Genomic DNA, 16,276 nt, shown 5'->3' with positions numbered 1-16,276 from the left:
ACTGGACGTGCGGCCGACCCCGGCCTGACCGATCCCGGACTTCCAAATATTCCTTGACAAGAATATTCTTTGCAGAGAATGATTCTGTCCATGGATGCACTCCTCACCGCACTGGCCGACCCGGCCCGCTGGCGGCTCGTGAGGCTGCTGGCCGAGCGGCCCCGCCCGGTCGGCGTACTTGCCCAGCTCGCCGAGGCGCGCCAGCCGCAGACGACCAAGCACCTGCAGACCCTTGAACGCGCCGGCATCGTCACCTCGCAGCGCACCGGCCAGCGCCGTATCTACGCGCTCCAGCCCGCCCCCCTGAGGGACCTGGCAGCTGCGCTGAACCGGCTCGCCGACACTGCGGACCAGGTTGGTGGCTCGCGCGCGACCTACGACCGCTATGGACTCGGTCTCCGCGCGGAGCGGCTCGCCGCGGAGGAGTCGGGGTGGGCCGACGGCCGCTCGTTCAGGTTCCACCGGTCGCTGACGGGGCGTCCCGAGCTGGTCTGGCGCCACCTCACCGAGGCGTCCCTGCTCGCCCGCTGGTGGACGCCGGACGACCTTCGCGTCTCCGAGCTCGTCTTCGAGGCGCGACCGGGTGGGCGGATCGTCCAGGAGTACCGCGATGCCGAGGATGCCGACGGCTCTGACCTGGTCGCCGGTCGCGCGGAGGGACTCGTCGAGGACGTGCGCCCCGGTGAGCGCCTCACCTACCGACTCTCTCCCGTGCTGCCCGACGGGGGCATCGCCTTCACCGCCCACGTCGACCTCGGCCTGAAGCCCACCGACACCGGCACCGACCTCGACGTCCACTGGCGGATCACTGACAGCACGGTCGACTCCGCCGACTTCATCGCAGGCATCGAGATCGGCTTCGGCCAGAGCCTCGACAAACTCGTGGCGGCCCTCGCCGCAGACCCGCACGACACCGACAGTGCCGATACAAGGAGCGCGAAATGACCGACTCGACCGGCCGCAGGGTGACCGCGAACCTGGTCCTCAGCCTCGATGGGCGTTACAACGGTCCCGGCGGGGCCGGCGATTTCAGTGCGTTCGCCCCGTACGTGACCACCGAGGTCGCGCGAAACCACCTCACCCGCATCTGGGAGGGCGCGACGACGGCGCTGCTCGGCAGGGTCAACGCTGAGGGATTCCTGGGGTACTGGCCGTCGGTCGCCGCGGACGAGAACGCCGATCCGCGTGATCGTGGATATGCGAAGTGGCTGGTCGACACCGAAAAGGTGGTGCTCTCGACCACCTTGGCCGAGGCGCCGTGGGCACACACCCGCGTGGTGAACGCCCCCGCTGCGGACGTCGTCGCCGACCTCAGGACCACCGGTGAGGGCGACATCCTCGTCAACAGCAGCGCCAGCGTCATCAAGGCGCTTCTCTCAGCAGACCTGCTGGACCGGATGTACCTCATGATCTTCCCCGAGATCGTCGGGGGCGGGCAGCGGCTGTTCGACGACGGCCTGCCGAGCTCGAAATGGAAGCTCGCCCATCAGGAGACCGGCGATCTGGGCGAGATCGCCATGGTCTACGACCGAGTGCGCTGATCCGGCCTGTCAGCGTACTCAGCGGGCGAGGCGGGCCCGGCAGGTTGAGGGAAGTGGCACCGCGATGCTGTGCGGGCGCGGCCGTCCATCGATCGCCTCGTTCATCCGGAGGCGGTGAGGTTCCGGTCTCCTCGTCATCGGGTACGCCCGCATTCCGTTGCCCGCGCTCGGCGAACCCCAGGTGCTGCAGGGCGAGGAGGCGAGAGCGTGGCGGACCTATAAGGCTGACCTGCGCGCCCACACGGTGCAGCGCAGCCGCATCCCCACAGCGGTCCGCGTCGAGGTCGTCGACCCCGATGACCCACCCCGTATGTCTACGTCTCCACCCGCACGCCCCAACTGCTCGCCGAGGCGATCCGCGGGTCCGCCTGACGCAGGACGAACGAGGGAGGATGATGGGCGACCGTGCCAGGTGATCACGTGATGGCGTACGACGGCCCGAGTGGCCGTCTGCGGCCGGATCGTGCTGTGGCATGCGTGCGGGCCGGGCTGTTCGCGCTCGTCGGCAGCGTGCTGGCGGCCCTCGGCCACCACGCGGTTGCCGAAGGCGCGGTGCCGTGGCGGCTGGTGACCGCATTCGCTGCGGTTCAGTTCGTGGTGGCCTGGCCGTTCGCCCGCCGTCGATTTTCCCTGGGGATGATCACCGGTTGCACTCTGGTGGCCCAGGGCGGATTGCACCTGGCCCTGACCTGGGTGGGCGGCGAGCACGAAGCGAAACCCGACCAAGGGGGCAACGCCGGTCATACCGCGATGGAAATGGGGAACGGGCATGCCTGGCACGACGCCGGGACGGCCATGACCACCGCCCACGTCCTTGCCGCTCTTGCGGCGGCCTGGCTGCTGCACCGCGCCGACACTGCAGTCACCGTGGCCCTGGCGGCCGCCCGCACTCTGCGCGCGGTCGCAGCCGCGGTCCTGTTGCGGGTGCTGCCACGCCTCGCCCTCGGTAATGGCCGCAAGCCGCCGTGCGCACGGCTCGCCGACCGCTTCACCGATCCGGCCCCACCGCGGACACACACTCTGGAACATGCGCTGGTGCGCAGGGGACCTCCGGGACGCGAGCGCGTTCCGGTCATCCCCTCACCCGGGCCCTTCGGCTTCGGCCAGCCCGTCTTCAGCACCAGCAAGGAGCTCTCCTGTGTCCATGTCCACTCACGTTCTAGGCCGGACCACGCGACGGATCGGCGTCGCCGGCGCCCTCGCGTTGACGGCCACACTGGCCCTGGCCGGCCCGGCTTCCGCCCACGCGGAGGTCGAGGCCGACACCGCTCAGGCCCTGGCCGAGAACGTTACGCTCAGCTTCGTCTCCGAGGCCGAGTCCGGCAGCGCGGGCTTCACCGAGATGCGCGTCGTCCTTCCCGAAGGCATCGCGCCGGGTGACGTCACGCTCGTGGAAGCGCCCAAGGGCTGGAAGTTCAAGGCCACGAACGACGGCTACACAGTGGGCGGTCCGAAGCTCGCCGTCCGGACGGACGCCGAGTACAAGGTCAAGGTCCGGCAGTTGCCGGACGCCAAGGAACTCGCCTTCAAGACGGTCGAGACCTACAGCGACGGCGAGGTCTCCCGCTGGATCGAACTGCCCAGCGGCGGCGCGGAACCCGAACAGCCCGCGCCCATCCTGAAGCTCAAGGCCGCCGCCCCGGGCGCCACACCGATCAACCCCAGCCCCACGGCGAGCGAAACGGCCACTCCCACGCCATCGACCACCAAGTCCACACCTGCCGCCGGCAACGCGGACGCAGCCGCAACAGCCACCGAGAAGGAGGACGAAGACACGGGCAGCCCAACCGGCCTGATCATCGGCGGGGTGGTCGTGGCGCTGGCCGTCCTGGGCGGAGGCGCCTGGTGGCTGGTCAAGCGCCGCGCCACAGCGTCCGACAACTGACCGGAGGAGTCCAGGTGAACCCGCGGGGCGGAGCCACCGCTGCCCCGCGGGGCACCTGCCGGGGCCGGTTCTGCGGCAGATCGGCCCCGCGGCCGGGACCAACGGGCCCCGGCATCAATCGCGACGGCCAGGAGCAGCGGGACCGGCCCCTCGGCGTGCGTACACGCCCGGCCGCGCAGGAAAGTGCGGAACCGCCGCGACCACTCGGCATCCTCGTACTCGTGGTACTCGTAGGCGTCCCGGATCTCCCACGCGTGCTCGTACGCCGTCGGCTTGCGCTCGGTGTACCGCTTCACGCGCGAGACGTCCTCGACGCCCAGCTGCGCGGCCAGATGCTCGACCACGACCCACGGCACGTCCGGCGGGTCATCCGGGAGGAAACGGCCGATGCAGCGCACGGTGCACATCTGAAGAGCGAACCCGAGCCGACTGTCGTCCCCGCGCCGCTTCGCGATCAGCTTGCGGTCCTCGTCGTCCAAGAAGAAGAACCGCTCCACCTCAGGCCGGGTCGGCTCCTCGTTGAACTTGCCATACGAAGCCGCTTGTTCGTCGGTCAGGAACTCCACTGGCATGAGCACGAAAGCTATCGGCGTCCGATGCTGATCACGGATCTTCCGCCGAACCTCGCCGCTGCGCCTATCGCCTGTGCTGGTGGTTGTCCCGTATGGGGTTGGGCAATCCCCTGAGGGCCATGTTGTGGAGGCGTGCAACGCCGAGCATGGCCTGACAAGGCTCAGCCACTGGACGGCAGGCAGATCATCGCGCGTCCGAGGCCCCGATGAAGCTGGGATCGCTGCGCACCGACCGCGTTCGGGTGGGTGAGCGCCGGGACAGCAGCCATCCCATCAGCGCGGCGGCGAGGCCGGCCAGGCCGGCCGCCGCGAAGCCGCCTGCCGGTCCGGACGTGTCGATCGCCCCGCCGACGATCGGGACGCCGAGGGCGAAGCCCGCGCCCAGCGCCGAGGACTGCAAGCCTGTCGCCTCACCGCGCACGCTCGCGGGTGCGAGCCGGCTCACGGCGTCGGACAACGCGGAAAGAGTCGGTGCGGCAAGCAGCCCCGCGCCGCAGCCTGCCACACACAACCAGCGCCAGTCGTGGGCCAGTCCGGCGGGAATGGTTACCAGCCCGAGCAGGCCGAGCAGCAGCCAGGTGGGCAGCGGTCGCGGGAGCGCGCCGTACAGAAGCCCGCCGGCGATGGAGGCCGCGGCGTACACGGCCACCACGACGGCGGCCCAGGAGACCTGGCCGGCTTCCTTGAGAGTGGCCACGATGGCCAGGTCGGTACCGTTGAGCACGATCGTGGCGCCGAACGCCATCACCAGCACCGCGATCATTCTCAGGCCCAGCCACTCCCGGTGACGGGGGCGGTCGGCTGGGGCGGCCGGCGCCTCGTCCTCGGCCCGCAGCGGGGGGTTGAGCAGGGCGATCCCCGCTCCGCCCGCCACGATCGCAGCGCCGACGCCCCAGGCCACCACGCCGGAGGGCAGTTGTGCCGCGCAGAGGATCACGATCGGCGGGCCCACCATGTAGGACAGCTCGCCCTGTACCGCTTCCAGCGCGAAGGCGGCCCGGCGCTGTCCCGCCTTCGTCATCGCGGCGATCGCCTGCCTGGTCACCATCGGGGCCGGCACCATCAGCAGACCTGCTACGAAGGCGGCGGCCAGCAGGGTCGTGTACGGCAGTACCGCGACGCTCAGCCAACACGCGACCTGAACCACGACGGTGATCAGCAGCACGATACGCGCGCCCCGCCGGTCGATCACGCGGCCCAGCAGCGGACCGCCCAGCGCCAGACCGGTGGTCATGGCCGCCGCGGCTCCTCCTGCTGCCGCGTAGCTCATGTCCAGGCCCAGAACGACGTACATCGTCAGCGCCATCCCGGAGGCCGTGATCGCGGTTCGGGCGAGCAGCGAGACGCCCAGCAGCGATGCCATCCCGGGCACGGCGAGCACCTGTCGGTATCGAGTCACCCGCGTGACGCTAGGTCCTCCATCTGGCCATAGGAAGTAGCCAGTTGATTGGAGCCGATATAATGAAGTCTTATGGCCAGGGATCTGGAGATCGTACTGCTGCGGTCGTTCGTTACCGCTGTGCGGGCGGGCAGCATCAGCCGTGCCGCAAGCGCGCTTGGGCAGAGCCAGCCCGCGCTCAGCCAGCAGTTGCGCAAGCTTGAGAAAACCGTCGGTAGCCCTCTGCTCCTCCGGTCCACGACCGGCGTCTCGCCGACCCGCGCGGGTGACGAACTCCTGCCATACGCGGAGCGCATCCTCTCGCTCTCCGCGCAGGCACTCACCGAAGCAGGCCGCGCACTGACCGGCCACTGCGGCGTCGGGTTGCTCGAAGACCTCGCCGCGTCCCAGCTTCCGCAGGCCCTCGCCGACCTCGCCCGGCTGCATCCAGGCGCGACGCTTGAGGTGCTCAGCCTCTCCGGCGACGCGAGGCGCGAGGCGTACGACGTCGGGACGCGTCCAACTCGTGCTCGACGAGGCGGCGGACGTTCCCGGCCGGCCGCGCTGGACGGTGCGCCGACCGCTGGTCTGGGCGGTCGGCCAGGGTGTCGACTTGGCTGCCGATCCGCTACCCGTGGTGCTGTTCTCGGGCCCGTGCACATGGCGTGCGTCGGTGCTGGAAGGGCTGGAAGGTGCCGACCGCCGCTGGCGGGTGGCGTTCGAGAGCAACAGTCTCGTCGGTGTGCTCGCCGCGGTGCGGGCCGGGCTCGGCGTTACGGCGGTGCTGCCCGGGAATCTCGAACCGGCCATGGCGTGCCACGACGCGGACGCCCTGCCCAGCCTGCCGGACATCGAACTCGGCCTGGCCAGGCACCCGCGGACCGAAGGCGATCCGCTGGTCGATGCCGTGGAGACCGCGCTACGACGCATGGTCTGAGCGGCGCCGACCGCTGCCCGTCGGGTGCCGCTCGAATCTGACCGAACCACTCGGTGTCCAACCGCCGCCCGTCGGCGATGTCCGGTCATGGATGCGGTGATGTCAGCAGGTGACCCGAAGTGGATCGAGTCGTTCGTCGGGTTGAGCCCGGTGCAGTTCGACCGTCTCGTCGCGTTGGTGCGACGGCGGGGTGGTGACATCCAGCGAGGCCTGCCGTGGCGATTGCCGCTGGAGGACCGGGTGTTGCTGGTGGTCACGTACTCGCGCACGAATTTGACGCTCCGGCAGGTGGCGCTACCGTTCGGGATCTCGAAGTCGGCCGCGGACCGGATCCTGAACCATCTCGCGCCGCTGCCGGCGATCTCTCCGGCGCGCCGCAGACGCGAGGGCACCGTGAGTCACCTGACCGTCAAGGTCACCTCTGTGCCCAGGGCTTCGGCGTGAAGACACCGCAAGGAGCCGACCGAAGGCCGCCAGCCGGCGGACTCACCACGGTCCTCGTCGTCCCGGCCACCCCGACCTTCGGGCGGGCGCCACCTTCAGGCCGGCCCTTTACTCGCCGTAGAGCCGCGTGGCCCTCGGCATGGGGGATTCCCTGAAAAGACGTGGAGCCTTGGCGCGTCCTTGACGCGTCTCGCCGTGGTGGCCCGGTCACACTGGCCCCGAACAGCACGCATCCCCCCGCACCCTGCACCGCGAGGTCCCTCATGGCGTACGGCCTGGCCCGCCGCGAACTGCGGCCGAGAGTTCCGTTGCGGCCCGGGGAAGGTGAACGGCACCACCTGACCAGCATCGAGGGGCTTGCCGCGCTGTCCCTGGACGCGTTGAGCTCGGTCGCGTACGGGCCCGAGGCGATCGTGCTCGTCCTGATCGCCGCCGGGACCGGGGCGCTGACCGCCACGCTGCCGGTGACATTGGTCATTGCCGCACTGCTGGCGGTGCTCGTCGTGTCCTACGGGCAGGTGATCGCCGTTCACCCGGACGGGGGCGGCGCGTACGCGGTGGCGAAGAAGGATCTCGGCCCCAGGACGAGTTACCTCGCGGCGGCCAGTCTCGTCGTCGACTACGTGCTGACCGTGACCGTCAGCCTGGCGGCCGGCGCAGCCAGCCTCGCCTCCGCCTTCCCTTCCCTCGGCTCGCATCCGCTGGAAATCTGTCTCGTCGGGCTTGCTCTTCTCACGGCCGTGAATCTGCGCGGTGTGGCCGAGAGTGCGCAGGTGCTGATGCTGCCCACGGTGCTGTTCATCGTGAGCATCCTCGGCATCATCGTGCTCGGGCTGCTGCGCTCCCACCCCGTGGCCGTCGTCGGAACCGCCCAACCCGCGCATGGCACTGAGGCCTTGGGTGTGCTGCTGCTCCTGAAGGCGTTCTCCTCCGGCTGCTCCGCGCTGACCGGGGTGGAAGCCATCGCCAACGGTGTGCCCGTCTTCCGCGAGCCGCGCGTCAAGCGGGCGCAGCGTACCGAGTTGATGCTTGGCGCGCTGCTCGGGCTGATGCTGATCGGGCTGGCCGTCCTGATCCGCCGCGATCATGTGGCCCCCCGCGGCGGCGTGACAGTACTCGCGCAGCTCACCGCGGGCTCGTACGGGACGGGCTGGCCGTACTACACGACCAACCTCATCGTCACCCTCGCGCTGGCCTTCGCCGCCAACACCAGCTTCGGCGGCCTGCCCGTCCTGATGAGCCTGCTCGCCAGGGACCACCGACTGCCTCATCTCTTCGGTCTGCGCAAAGAGCGCCCCGTCTACCGCTGGGGAGTGGTGGCCCTCGCTCTGCTCGCGGCACTGCTACTGATCGCCGTGAACGCGGACACGCACCGGATGATCCCGTTGTTCGCGATCGGCGTGTTCATCGGCTTCACCATCAGCCAGGTCGGGCTCGTACGGCATTGGGCGCGGGAACGGCCGCCCGGCTGGGTGCGGCGCGCGGTGCTCAACGGGATCGGCGCGATCCTGACCACCGTGGCGGGCATCGTCCTGCTGGCCACCAAGTTCCTGGAGGGGGCCTGGGTGGTGGTTGCCGCCGTTCCGCTGCTGATGCTGCTGTTCGCCCGCGTTCAGCGGTACTACACGGAGGTCGGCAGGGAACTGGGGCTGGGCGAGGTCCCGCCGCCCGTGCGCGTTACCGACTCCCTCGTCATCGTGCCGGTCGGCGAGGTCAGCAAACTCACCCAGCACGCGCTGACGGCCGCCCGCGCCCTCGGTCACGAAGTCGTCGCGGTCGCGGTGCACGGTGACCCAGCCAAGGCTCGTGCATTGGAGCAGAGTTGGGCCCGCTGGGATCCCGGTGTACGTCTGGATGTCATCGACAGTCCGCAGCGCTCGCTGGTGCAGCCCATCGTCGACTACGTTCGGCGGGCGGCGGAGGGAGGACGGCAGATCGCCGTCCTCATCCCCGAGGTGGAGCCCCTCCACCGCCGCTACCAGATCCTGCAGAATCAGCGGGGCCTGCTGCTGGCGGCCGCGTTGAGGGCCCGTACCGACGTCGTCGTGTGTGTCGTGCCGTACCGGCTGAGTCTGTGAGGATCGCAGGCTCAGCCGGTACTCGCGCCGCTGCAGCAGTCCGTCTTGACCGTGGCGGGGGCGGACATCAGAACTTCTCCGGCTTGATCAGGGCAAAGATCAGACAGGCGAGCAGAGCGACGGCCACGACAAGGTCGATGGTGTTTTCGACGGTCATCGAGACCTCGTCCTCACACATTGGGGTATGCGAATAGGGGTACTTGGTGATCTTTCGGGCCATCAGTGGGTGTGCTGAGCGGCGTCCGCTGAGAGGGGGTTTCGGCGGACGCCGGGTGTGGGGGCGGGTGTTACAGGCCGATGTCTCTGCGGCTCATGTCGTCGAGTGACTCACGGCGTATGAGTACGCGTGCGGTGCCGTCGGACACGGCGATGACGGGGGGTCGGCCGATCATGTTGTAGCCGGAAGCCATGGACAGGTGGTAGGCGCCGGCCGCGGGAACGGCGAGGAGGTCGCCGGGGCGTATGTCGCCGGGGAGTGCTACGTCGTCGGCGAGGACATCGCCGGCTTCGCAGTGCCGGCCCACGACGGTGACCAGGCGGGGCGGCGCGGATGAGGGGCGGCCGATGAGGCGGGGCGCGTACTGCACGCCGTAGAGCGCGGGCCGGGGGTTGTCGCTCATACCTCCGTCGACGGCGACGAACGTGTGCTCGCCGGTTCGCTTGACGGCGAGTACGTGGTAGACGGCGACTGCGGCTGGTCCGATGATGGCGCGACCGGGCTCGAGGGTGAGCCGGGGTACGGGGAGCTTGGCGCGGGCGCAGCCGTCCTCGAGTTCGGCGCGGACCCGTCCGGCGAGCTCGGCGACATTCATGGTCTCCTCGCCGGGCCGGTAGGCGATGGCATGGCCGCCGCCGATGTTCAGCTGGGGGAGGGTGATGCCGTGCTGGTTTTTGATCCGGGCCATCAGACCGATCATGCGCCGTACGGCGGCGACGTACGGTTTGACTGTGGCGATCTGTGAGCCGATATGGCAGTGCAGGCCGACGAGTTCCAGGTGTGGCTGGTCGAGTATGCGGGTGACTGCGTGTCGTGCGGATCCGTCGGTGATCGAGAGGCCGAACTTCTGGTTGTCGGTGCCGGTGCGGATCTTGGCGTGTCCGCCGGCGGCGATGCCGGGGACGACGCGCACCATGACTTTCTGGCGGGTGTCGGCCGGGGTGATCGCGGCGAGGCGTGCGATCTCGGAGGGGCTGTCCACGACGATGCGTCCGACACCGAGCCGGATGGCGGTGCGCAGGTCCTCGGGGCTCTTGGCGTTGCCGTGCATCACGATGTTCTCGGGTGGGAAGCCGGTGGTGACGGCGAGCGCGAGCTCCCCTGCGGAGCAGACGTCCAGGCCCAGGCCTTCTTCTTGCACCCAGTGCGCGAGCGCACGGCACAGGAACGCTTTGGCGGCGTAGACGATGTCGGCTTCGGGGAACGCCGTGCGGTAGGTACGGCAGCGCTCGCGGACTTCCTGTTCGTCGAGGAGGTAGAGGGGGGTGCCGAAGCGGTCGGCCGCCTCGGTGAGGGAGACCCTGCCGACGGAGACGTCCCCGTCGGCCTCGGGGCGGGTGGAGCGGGGCCAGACGGAGAGGCTGTCGGCGTTGCCGAGGATCCGGGACAGGGCCTGGGGGGCCGAGGGTAGGGAGTCCGGAAGGGGCGAGGGAAAGGAAAGGGTCATGGCGGGCGCCTCCTCAGCCGACCAGCAGGTTCAGACACGCGACGACAGCAGCGGCACCAGTCACTCGCAGGGCACCGACCTGCTGGGGATGCCAGCGGCTCCAGGAGTTCTCGCGCTCACGGACCTTGGCCGCGGTGCGGTCGGTTGCGGGGGCGGAGAACTGCGGGTCGACGGTGAGGGCGGTCACACCCAGGGGGGCCGCGAGAGCGCGCAGTGCGGGTTCGGAGAGCCTGATGCAGGCCTGGTCCGTGCCCAGGGTGGCGGTGAGCTTCGCCGCCGAGGTGAATCCGACGGCCGTGCGGCCGCCCAGGGGGGTGCGGAAGAACCGGGTCGTACATCCAGAGGGCCCCGACCGGACAGGGACGTAGAGAAGTCCGGCCGGGAACCGTTCAGAAGGCTCGGGGTCCTCGGGAAACTCGACTGGGGACATGGGGTTGCTCCTCGCAGAGGGCGACTGGGGCGCCCGGTCGGTCCGGCCGTGCGCTCCACTGAAGTTATGCCCGCCTACCGGGGACGGGCCGCCACGCTGACGGATGCTTGATGCCTGGCCCGCACCCCGTAACGCGACGCTGACGGTCCACGGTGTTCCTGGTCAGCGTGGCGTCAGGGCCACGATGCGTTTGTCTCGCTGGGGGCAGTCCCATTTGCTGGAGACGACTCCAGAAGACCGGATCATGATCGCGTTCCGCGCTTTTGGGAGTGCCGGTTCACCACCGAGTTGGCGTATGAAGCGAGATCGTGGACCAGAATCTGCAGACGCCGTCTCCTGAGCGTGTCCAGAAGCGGGAGAGCATGCCGGTGGGTTGCTGACCAGGTGATTTCAGTACCGCCATGAGACGCGCGGGTGAGGTTCACAGACCTCTGGGAGTGCGGCTGCTCCGAGACGGCTGGACGGACCCGCCGTCAACGCCGCGGCGGTGAGTTGACGGCTGGAAGGTGTCGACAGGGATCACCGCGGCTTGCATGGTGCAGGCCTCGCCGTCAACACGACGGGGGTCCGAGCGCTTGAAGGCGCAAGTCACAGATCCCACAGTGGGCTTATTCGCCTGCTGTGATCGGAGGCGATGATGCGCTGGTGATTACCTCGTCGACACGATCGGCGGCGAGGGCGTGCTGGATAGCCATCGTCGCCGCGCCGATGACGCCGACTTGGATGCCGGTCGTTGCCGGCACGATCTGCAGGTGGGCGGTGGCGAGAGGGAGCGAGCGGCCGTAGACGACCTCCCGCACCCCGGCGATGAGACTCTCGCCGGCCTGGGCGAGTGAACCGCCGATGACGACGAGCTCGGGGTTCAGCAGGCTCACGCACGTCGCGAGGATTTCACCGATCGTGCGTCCTGCCTGATGAACCGCTTGTGTGGCAGGGGTGTTGCCGTTGCAGACGAGCGCGACGACATCGCTGTTCGTCATGGCAGGCACCCCGGCTGCGGTGAGGTGTTTGATGATCGCGTGGCCACTCGCGACGGCCTCGAGGCAGCCAGTGTTGCCGCACGTGCACAGGACGTCGGAGGCGTGGGGGACCGCCACGTGGCCGAGGTCGCCGGCGGCCCCGACCGCGCCTCGGAGCAGGCGACGACCACTGATGATCCCGGCGCCGATCCCGGTGGCGACCTTGACGAACAGGAGGTGATCGACTTCCGGGTGGGCCATCACGTGCTCGCCGAGGGCCATAAGGTTGACGTCGTTGTCGACGTGGACCGGGACGTCCCAGTGGTGCCGCACGTGTCCGGGCACGTCATAGCCGTCCCACCCCGGCATGATGGGCGGGCGCATCGGCCTGCCGCTCGAATGCTCGACCGGGCCCGGCAGGCCGATCCCGATGCCGACGAGGTCCTTGACGTCCTTGTCCGCCTCGTCGAGCAGCTGCCGTATCGTCGCAACGACCCAGTCGAGGACAGTGATCGGCCCTGCCGAGATGTCGACGCGCTCGGCGACCTCGGACAGGGGTTGGCCGGTGAGATCGGTGAGCGCGACATTGGCGTGGGTTGCCCCGAGGTCGGCGCCGACGACGACTCGAGCCTGCGGGTTGAAGACGAACCTGGTCGGAGGGCGGCCGCCAGTTGAGGCCGCCCTGCCTGAGGGCGCAAGCAGACCGCTGGCGAGTAGGGCGTCGACGCGGATGTTGACGGTGGACCGGGCTAACCCGGTGAGTCTGGCCAGCTCAGCACGTGTCTGCGGCCGCCCGTCGCGAAGTAGTTGGAGTAGTTCCCCGGCGCCGGGAGCCCCGGAGCCTGGTCCGGTGACCCCGCCAGTAGCCGCCGCGCCGCGATGAATGGGCGCACGTGGTGCAGATGCGGACTGGGGCATGGTCGAAGTGAAGCACACGACGGCGCCGAGAGGCGATTGCGGTGTCTCAGAAGCAACTCTGCTTGAAGGCCGAACAAGAGTGATCGAGGCGCCGGCGGCACCGTCCTCGGCGAAGTCGGCGCCGGCGTCCGCGAGGCGTCGGCGGCCCCCGGCCAGGTCATTGGCATCCCGGGGCCTCTGGTTCCGGGCCGAGCCCATCGTCCGGGCGAGCCGTCGGGCTCTCCGCTTCAGCTCGACGGCTGGGCCGAGCACCGGGATCAGTCTCGCGTCGATGCTGCCCAACTGCCCGCAAGCCGACAACTTATGCACTCTGCTCCGAGACTTCTGCCGGACTCTTGTCATAAGTTCTGGCGTCGCCCTATGGTCGGCACCGCAGCGCTGTAAAGCGCCGACCGTAGGACCGCGCGAATACAGAAGGAGAGCCCGTGGAAAACAAGCTAAGTCGGCGCGCCATGCTCGGCGCTGGCGCCGGCGCTTTGGCCACCGGGGCGCTCGCCGCCAATGCGAGCCCAGCCTCCGCCCTTGCATCCTCGGCGCAGGGTCAGCCCAGCGGCGGACCGAACGTGATTCCGGCCGACCGCATCGGCTTGCAGATCTTCACCGTCCGCCAGTTGATCGGCAGCGACTACAAGAACCTCGAGATCTCTCTGGAGGCGGTTCACGACGCTGGTGTGCGGGAGCTTGAGCTCGCCGGCGATTACTACGCGAAGACGACGGCCCAGCTCAAGTCCATTGTCCAGTCGCACGGGCTTCGCATCGTGAGTAACCACTTCGGCCCGCGCGGGCTCAACCTTCCGAACCCGTGGATGACCTACGAAGGCAGGATGCAGATCTTCGAGGACGCCCAGACGCTGGGTAAGTTCCCATATGTCGGGACTGGTAGCTCCCTCGGCTTCCCCGATGGGGGCACCAGTGAGGGCATGAAGGCCATGGCAGAGAAGTTCAACGAGTGTGGCGAGCACGCCGTTTCGCAGGGCTTCGGCGGCTTCTTCTTCCATAACCACGACCGCGAGTTCGCGCTTGAGAACGGCGTCCCGATCTACAACACCTTGCTCGAGCACACTGACCCCCGGTACGTCAAGTTCGAGGTCGACCTGGGCTGGGTCTCGGTCGCCGGCGAGGACCCCTACTGGTGGATCAAGGAGCACGGGGAGCGTTTCATCGGGTTCCACATCAAGGACATCAAGTGGGACCCGAACGGCAACCGCACGGCGGCTGCGGGAACCCGCGCGGCAGGCAAGAAGTTCCGGTTCGCTGACGTCGGGAAGGGCGACATCGACTGGACCCGCGCACTGTCGGCGATCAAGGACCTTCGGGACTATCGGTTCTTCCTGGAGCACGATGACGCCGGTGACGTGACCCTCAACCCGCCCGGGCCCGCGAACACGGTCTGGCGAGGCTGCAGCACCCTGGATGGCATCAACACCTCCGGGCGCAAATAGGAGGAGCAGTCATACCGAGCCGACGTCCCACTCCGTCCTGCCGTGGGACTCGGCTCGTTCCTTGAAATGTGAGCAGTCACCATGACGGGCAACGGCCCATCGGCTGAATGAGCTTGCGACCTGGCCGGATGATCCATCGGCACCCGCAGGGTCGGTCCACGTGCTGGAGCCATGCTCGAGCGCTGGATCGGCCCCGGCCTTCTTGAGAGTTGTGAGCTGCTGTCGGTTTCCTGCACTGAAGTGAGTGGTGGTGTGCGGGAGTGAGTCCGGTCGGTGGGTTTGTGGGGGTGGGAACGGGGATTCTGGGATCGAATGGGTGACCTGGGCGGCTGTTGCTCGTTGGGCTGGACAGCGGGTGTCCGGCCTTTGAGGGCGGGGGTGATGTGGTGGGTGCTGTGAGGGAGTTGGCCGTGCCCTTCGTGGTGCCGGGGCCTTGTGGGGTGGCGGTCCGGGACCGGCTGGGGCACCTCACCTCCCAGACGAGAAGGTGCAGTCTCAATCATCTCAGGGCAACTGCGCAGGCGTCTCAGTCTTCTCGGGGCACACGTACTCGGAGGTCAAGCAGCCGATCCCAGCCTTCAACAGGGCTGGGATCGGCTGTTTCAGCCCGGGGTCCGGTACCGGTGGTACCGCGACGGCCTGGCCCACGTCCTCGTGCCCAGCACGGGGACGCGGCGACCGGGCGGCGCGATCAGCGATCGTGGAGAAGGGCGACTGCTTCGGCGAAGTCGGCATGCGCGGGTTCGAAGGATCGTGCCGCGACGAGGAACATCGACCGGTCGGTGAGGGCGCGGGCGAGGCCTGCGGGGTTGTCTGGCAGGCGGCGGGCGAGCGTCACCCCCTCGTCGAAGTACGGTGTGAACCGCTCCTCGAACAGGTAGGGGCGGTCGCCTTCGCGGACGGCCGCGCGGATGCCGATCCTGCGTTGGACGTCGACTAGCTCGGGCAGCCGGTCGGCCTCGCGCAACCTCGCCGCCTCCGCTTCGAGGCCCGGCAGCATGCCGAGGAAACCGTCCCGCACGTCGCGCGACCATCCGAGCTCCGTGCCGAACGGCGGCATCGGGGACTCGGGGCTCGCGGCGGGTTCGGCTGCCCGCCCCGACAGGACGAAGAGCGTCCTCCACCACCCTAGGATGCAACTCCAGTTCTTCGGCTCGCCCGTGGTCGCGAGCTCCTCCAGGACACTCAGGGCCTCTCGCCGGGCGGCCGCAGCACCCGCCCCATCCCCGACGGTCTCCCGCATCCGGGAGAAGTGAACCAACTCCCAGGTGAGTATCGCCAGAGCGGTGCCCTGTTCGGCTGCCTTGCGCCGGGTCTCCTCAAGGAGCCCGCGGAAGACGGTCGATGCGGCGTCGTGCAGGCCGGCGCCCTCCAGGTTCGCCGCCCACCGCACCATGCTCCAGAAGGAGTGCTCCGGGATTCCGTTCCGGGCGGCCTCTTCGTCGAGCTCCGCAGCCTCCCTGAAGCGCCCCTCCTCGGCCAGAACGCTCGCCAGGGGCTCGCTTCGTCCGGCCTCGGCAAGCTCCGCACAGATCGCGCGCCCTTCCGCCCTGCGCCCGAGGGCGAACAAGGAAGCCTGGTAGGCGTCCAAGGCCCGGCGCAACCGCTCCGCCCGGTTCGGCGCCCCGACCTCTATCCTGCGAGCGGCCCGGGAAGCCTCGGCGGCCAGCGCGACGTCCACCTTCGGATCCCGGCTCTCGTACTGCAACGCGAGCAGGGCGTCGACCAACTTCGGCACGTAAGCCTTCGGACTCACCTCGGCCAGAACCCGGTACGCACCGACCAGTTCGGCCCGACTCGGCCGGCCGGACCCCAGCAGCAGCACGCGGGCCCGAAGCACCGCGTCGTGATCGATCGTCACCATTCCCCTTGTCTCCGAATGACGCACGAAGGAGATTCTGAGAGGCGGGGATCGGACCGGACAAGCCTCGCGAACTGTGCGTTCCGTCCTACGAAAAACGGCGCTGACCTGTCATGATGGACATGCTTTCGTCCTGAAGCCACGAGCGGGGAGCCGCACCGAACGCC

Annotated in this window: 12 protein-coding genes and 4 pseudogenes; 9 read left to right on the top strand and 7 right to left on the bottom strand. The window is 68.9% G+C overall.

The window, feature by feature from the left end; all coding sequences use genetic code 11:
• Window positions 1–90 precede the first annotated feature (90 nt).
• The 4 genes and pseudogenes from ACFU6I_RS17880 (at window position 91) to ACFU6I_RS17865 (ending at window position 3,426) form a co-directional block, all read left to right on the top strand.
• Window positions 91–945, top strand: coding sequence for a metalloregulator ArsR/SmtB family transcription factor (locus ACFU6I_RS17880; RefSeq protein ID WP_384367242.1), 855 nt, complete (start codon window positions 91–93; stop codon window positions 943–945).
• Window positions 942–1,541, top strand: a complete 600-nt coding sequence (locus ACFU6I_RS17875) for a dihydrofolate reductase family protein (RefSeq protein WP_384367239.1) — start codon at window positions 942–944, stop codon at window positions 1,539–1,541. Before ACFU6I_RS17880 ends, ACFU6I_RS17875 begins: the two co-directional genes overlap by 4 nt.
• 121 nt (window positions 1,542–1,662) lie before the next feature.
• Window positions 1,663–1,913 (top strand): annotated as a pseudogene (locus ACFU6I_RS17870) (DUF3093 family protein); the annotation flags it as partial.
• A gap of 772 nt (window positions 1,914–2,685) precedes the next feature.
• The gene (locus ACFU6I_RS17865; RefSeq protein ID WP_384367236.1) at window positions 2,686–3,426 is read left to right on the top strand and encodes a DUF1775 domain-containing protein; all 741 of its coding nucleotides are present in this window, start codon (window positions 2,686–2,688) and stop codon (window positions 3,424–3,426) included.
• A gap of 134 nt (window positions 3,427–3,560) precedes the next feature.
• Here the strand turns inward: ACFU6I_RS17865 and ACFU6I_RS17860 are convergent.
• Both ACFU6I_RS17860 and ACFU6I_RS17855 read right to left on the bottom strand, forming a co-directional pair.
• Window positions 3,561–3,998: pseudogene (locus tag ACFU6I_RS17860) on the bottom strand (DUF4158 domain-containing protein); the annotation flags it as partial.
• A gap of 184 nt (window positions 3,999–4,182) precedes the next feature.
• Window positions 4,183–5,397, bottom strand: coding sequence for an MFS transporter (locus tag ACFU6I_RS17855; RefSeq protein WP_384367233.1), 1,215 nt, complete (start codon window positions 5,395–5,397; stop codon window positions 4,183–4,185).
• Window positions 5,398–5,469: 72 nt separating this feature from the next.
• On the opposite strand from ACFU6I_RS17855, the pseudogene ACFU6I_RS17850 reads away from it, so the two are divergent.
• The 4 genes and pseudogenes from ACFU6I_RS17850 to ACFU6I_RS17835 form a co-directional block, all read left to right on the top strand.
• Window positions 5,470–5,604: pseudogene (locus tag ACFU6I_RS17850) on the top strand (LysR family transcriptional regulator); the annotation flags it as partial.
• 298 nt (window positions 5,605–5,902) lie between these two features.
• Window positions 5,903–6,313: a LysR substrate-binding domain-containing protein gene (locus ACFU6I_RS17845; protein ID WP_384367230.1), complete on the top strand. Its 411-nt coding sequence runs from the start codon at window positions 5,903–5,905 to the stop codon at window positions 6,311–6,313.
• Between the two features lie 87 nt (window positions 6,314–6,400).
• A pseudogene (locus tag ACFU6I_RS17840) lies at window positions 6,401–6,709 on the top strand (transposase family protein); the annotation flags it as partial.
• A gap of 311 nt (window positions 6,710–7,020) precedes the next feature.
• On the top strand, window positions 7,021–8,835 hold the full coding sequence (locus tag ACFU6I_RS17835; RefSeq protein WP_384367227.1) for an APC family permease: 1,815 nt from the start codon (window positions 7,021–7,023) through the stop codon (window positions 8,833–8,835).
• Between the two features lie 67 nt (window positions 8,836–8,902).
• Here ACFU6I_RS17835 and kdpF read toward each other — a convergent pair whose 3' ends face one another.
• The 4 genes from kdpF to ACFU6I_RS17815 all read right to left on the bottom strand — a co-directional run bounded on the left by kdpF (window position 8,903) and on the right by ACFU6I_RS17815 (window position 12,806).
• The gene (kdpF, locus tag ACFU6I_RS17830; protein ID WP_384367224.1) at window positions 8,903–8,992 is read right to left on the bottom strand and encodes a K(+)-transporting ATPase subunit F; all 90 of its coding nucleotides are present in this window, start codon (window positions 8,990–8,992) and stop codon (window positions 8,903–8,905) included.
• Between the two features lie 130 nt (window positions 8,993–9,122).
• Entirely contained in the window at window positions 9,123–10,499 is a 1,377-nt protein-coding gene (lysA, locus tag ACFU6I_RS17825) for a diaminopimelate decarboxylase (protein WP_384367221.1), read from the bottom strand.
• 13 nt (window positions 10,500–10,512) lie between these two features.
• The gene (locus tag ACFU6I_RS17820; RefSeq protein ID WP_384049208.1) at window positions 10,513–10,929 is read right to left on the bottom strand and encodes an SAV_915 family protein; all 417 of its coding nucleotides are present in this window, start codon (window positions 10,927–10,929) and stop codon (window positions 10,513–10,515) included.
• A gap of 608 nt (window positions 10,930–11,537) precedes the next feature.
• Window positions 11,538–12,806 (bottom strand): ROK family protein, encoded by a 1,269-nt coding sequence (locus ACFU6I_RS17815; RefSeq protein WP_384367218.1) that lies wholly within the window; start codon window positions 12,804–12,806, stop codon window positions 11,538–11,540.
• 425 nt (window positions 12,807–13,231) lie between these two features.
• Between ACFU6I_RS17815 and ACFU6I_RS17810 the strand changes: the two genes are divergently transcribed.
• A complete protein-coding gene (locus tag ACFU6I_RS17810; protein WP_384367215.1) occupies window positions 13,232–14,248 on the top strand; it encodes a sugar phosphate isomerase/epimerase family protein in 1,017 nt (338 codons plus the stop codon).
• A 691-nt stretch (window positions 14,249–14,939) separates the two neighbouring features.
• Here ACFU6I_RS17810 and ACFU6I_RS17805 read toward each other — a convergent pair.
• Window positions 14,940–16,112, bottom strand: coding sequence for a hypothetical protein (locus ACFU6I_RS17805; RefSeq protein WP_384367212.1), 1,173 nt, complete (start codon window positions 16,110–16,112; stop codon window positions 14,940–14,942).
• Window positions 16,113–16,276 lie beyond the last annotated feature (164 nt).

The organism is Streptomyces sp. NPDC057486 (assembly GCF_042802415.1).
Taxonomy (GTDB): domain Bacteria; phylum Actinomycetota; class Actinomycetes; order Streptomycetales; family Streptomycetaceae; genus Streptomyces; species Streptomyces yanii.
Note: the sequence above shows the minus strand (reverse complement) of the source record. Positions and strands in the feature narration are given on the sequence as shown.

Bases quoted from the DNA above. Each gene is read 5' to 3' on its own strand.
- ACFU6I_RS17865 (WP_384367236.1), top strand. From the start codon at position 2,686: ATGTCCACTCACGTTCTAGGCCGGACCACGCGACGGATCGGCGTCGCC.
- kdpF (WP_384367224.1), bottom strand. From the start codon at position 8,992: ATGACCGTCGAAAACACCATCGACCTTGTCGTGGCCGTCGCTCTGCTC.
- ACFU6I_RS17815 (WP_384367218.1), bottom strand. From the start codon at position 12,806: ATGCCCCAGTCCGCATCTGCACCACGTGCGCCCATTCATCGCGGCGCG.
- lysA (WP_384367221.1), bottom strand. From the start codon at position 10,499: ATGACCCTTTCCTTTCCCTCGCCCCTTCCGGACTCCCTACCCTCGGCC.
- ACFU6I_RS17805 (WP_384367212.1), bottom strand. From the start codon at position 16,112: ATGGTGACGATCGATCACGACGCGGTGCTTCGGGCCCGCGTGCTGCTG.
- ACFU6I_RS17820 (WP_384049208.1), bottom strand. From the start codon at position 10,929: ATGTCCCCAGTCGAGTTTCCCGAGGACCCCGAGCCTTCTGAACGGTTC.
- ACFU6I_RS17835 (WP_384367227.1), top strand. From the start codon at position 7,021: ATGGCGTACGGCCTGGCCCGCCGCGAACTGCGGCCGAGAGTTCCGTTG.
- ACFU6I_RS17880 (WP_384367242.1), top strand. From the start codon at position 91: ATGGATGCACTCCTCACCGCACTGGCCGACCCGGCCCGCTGGCGGCTC.
- ACFU6I_RS17875 (WP_384367239.1), top strand. From the start codon at position 942: ATGACCGACTCGACCGGCCGCAGGGTGACCGCGAACCTGGTCCTCAGC.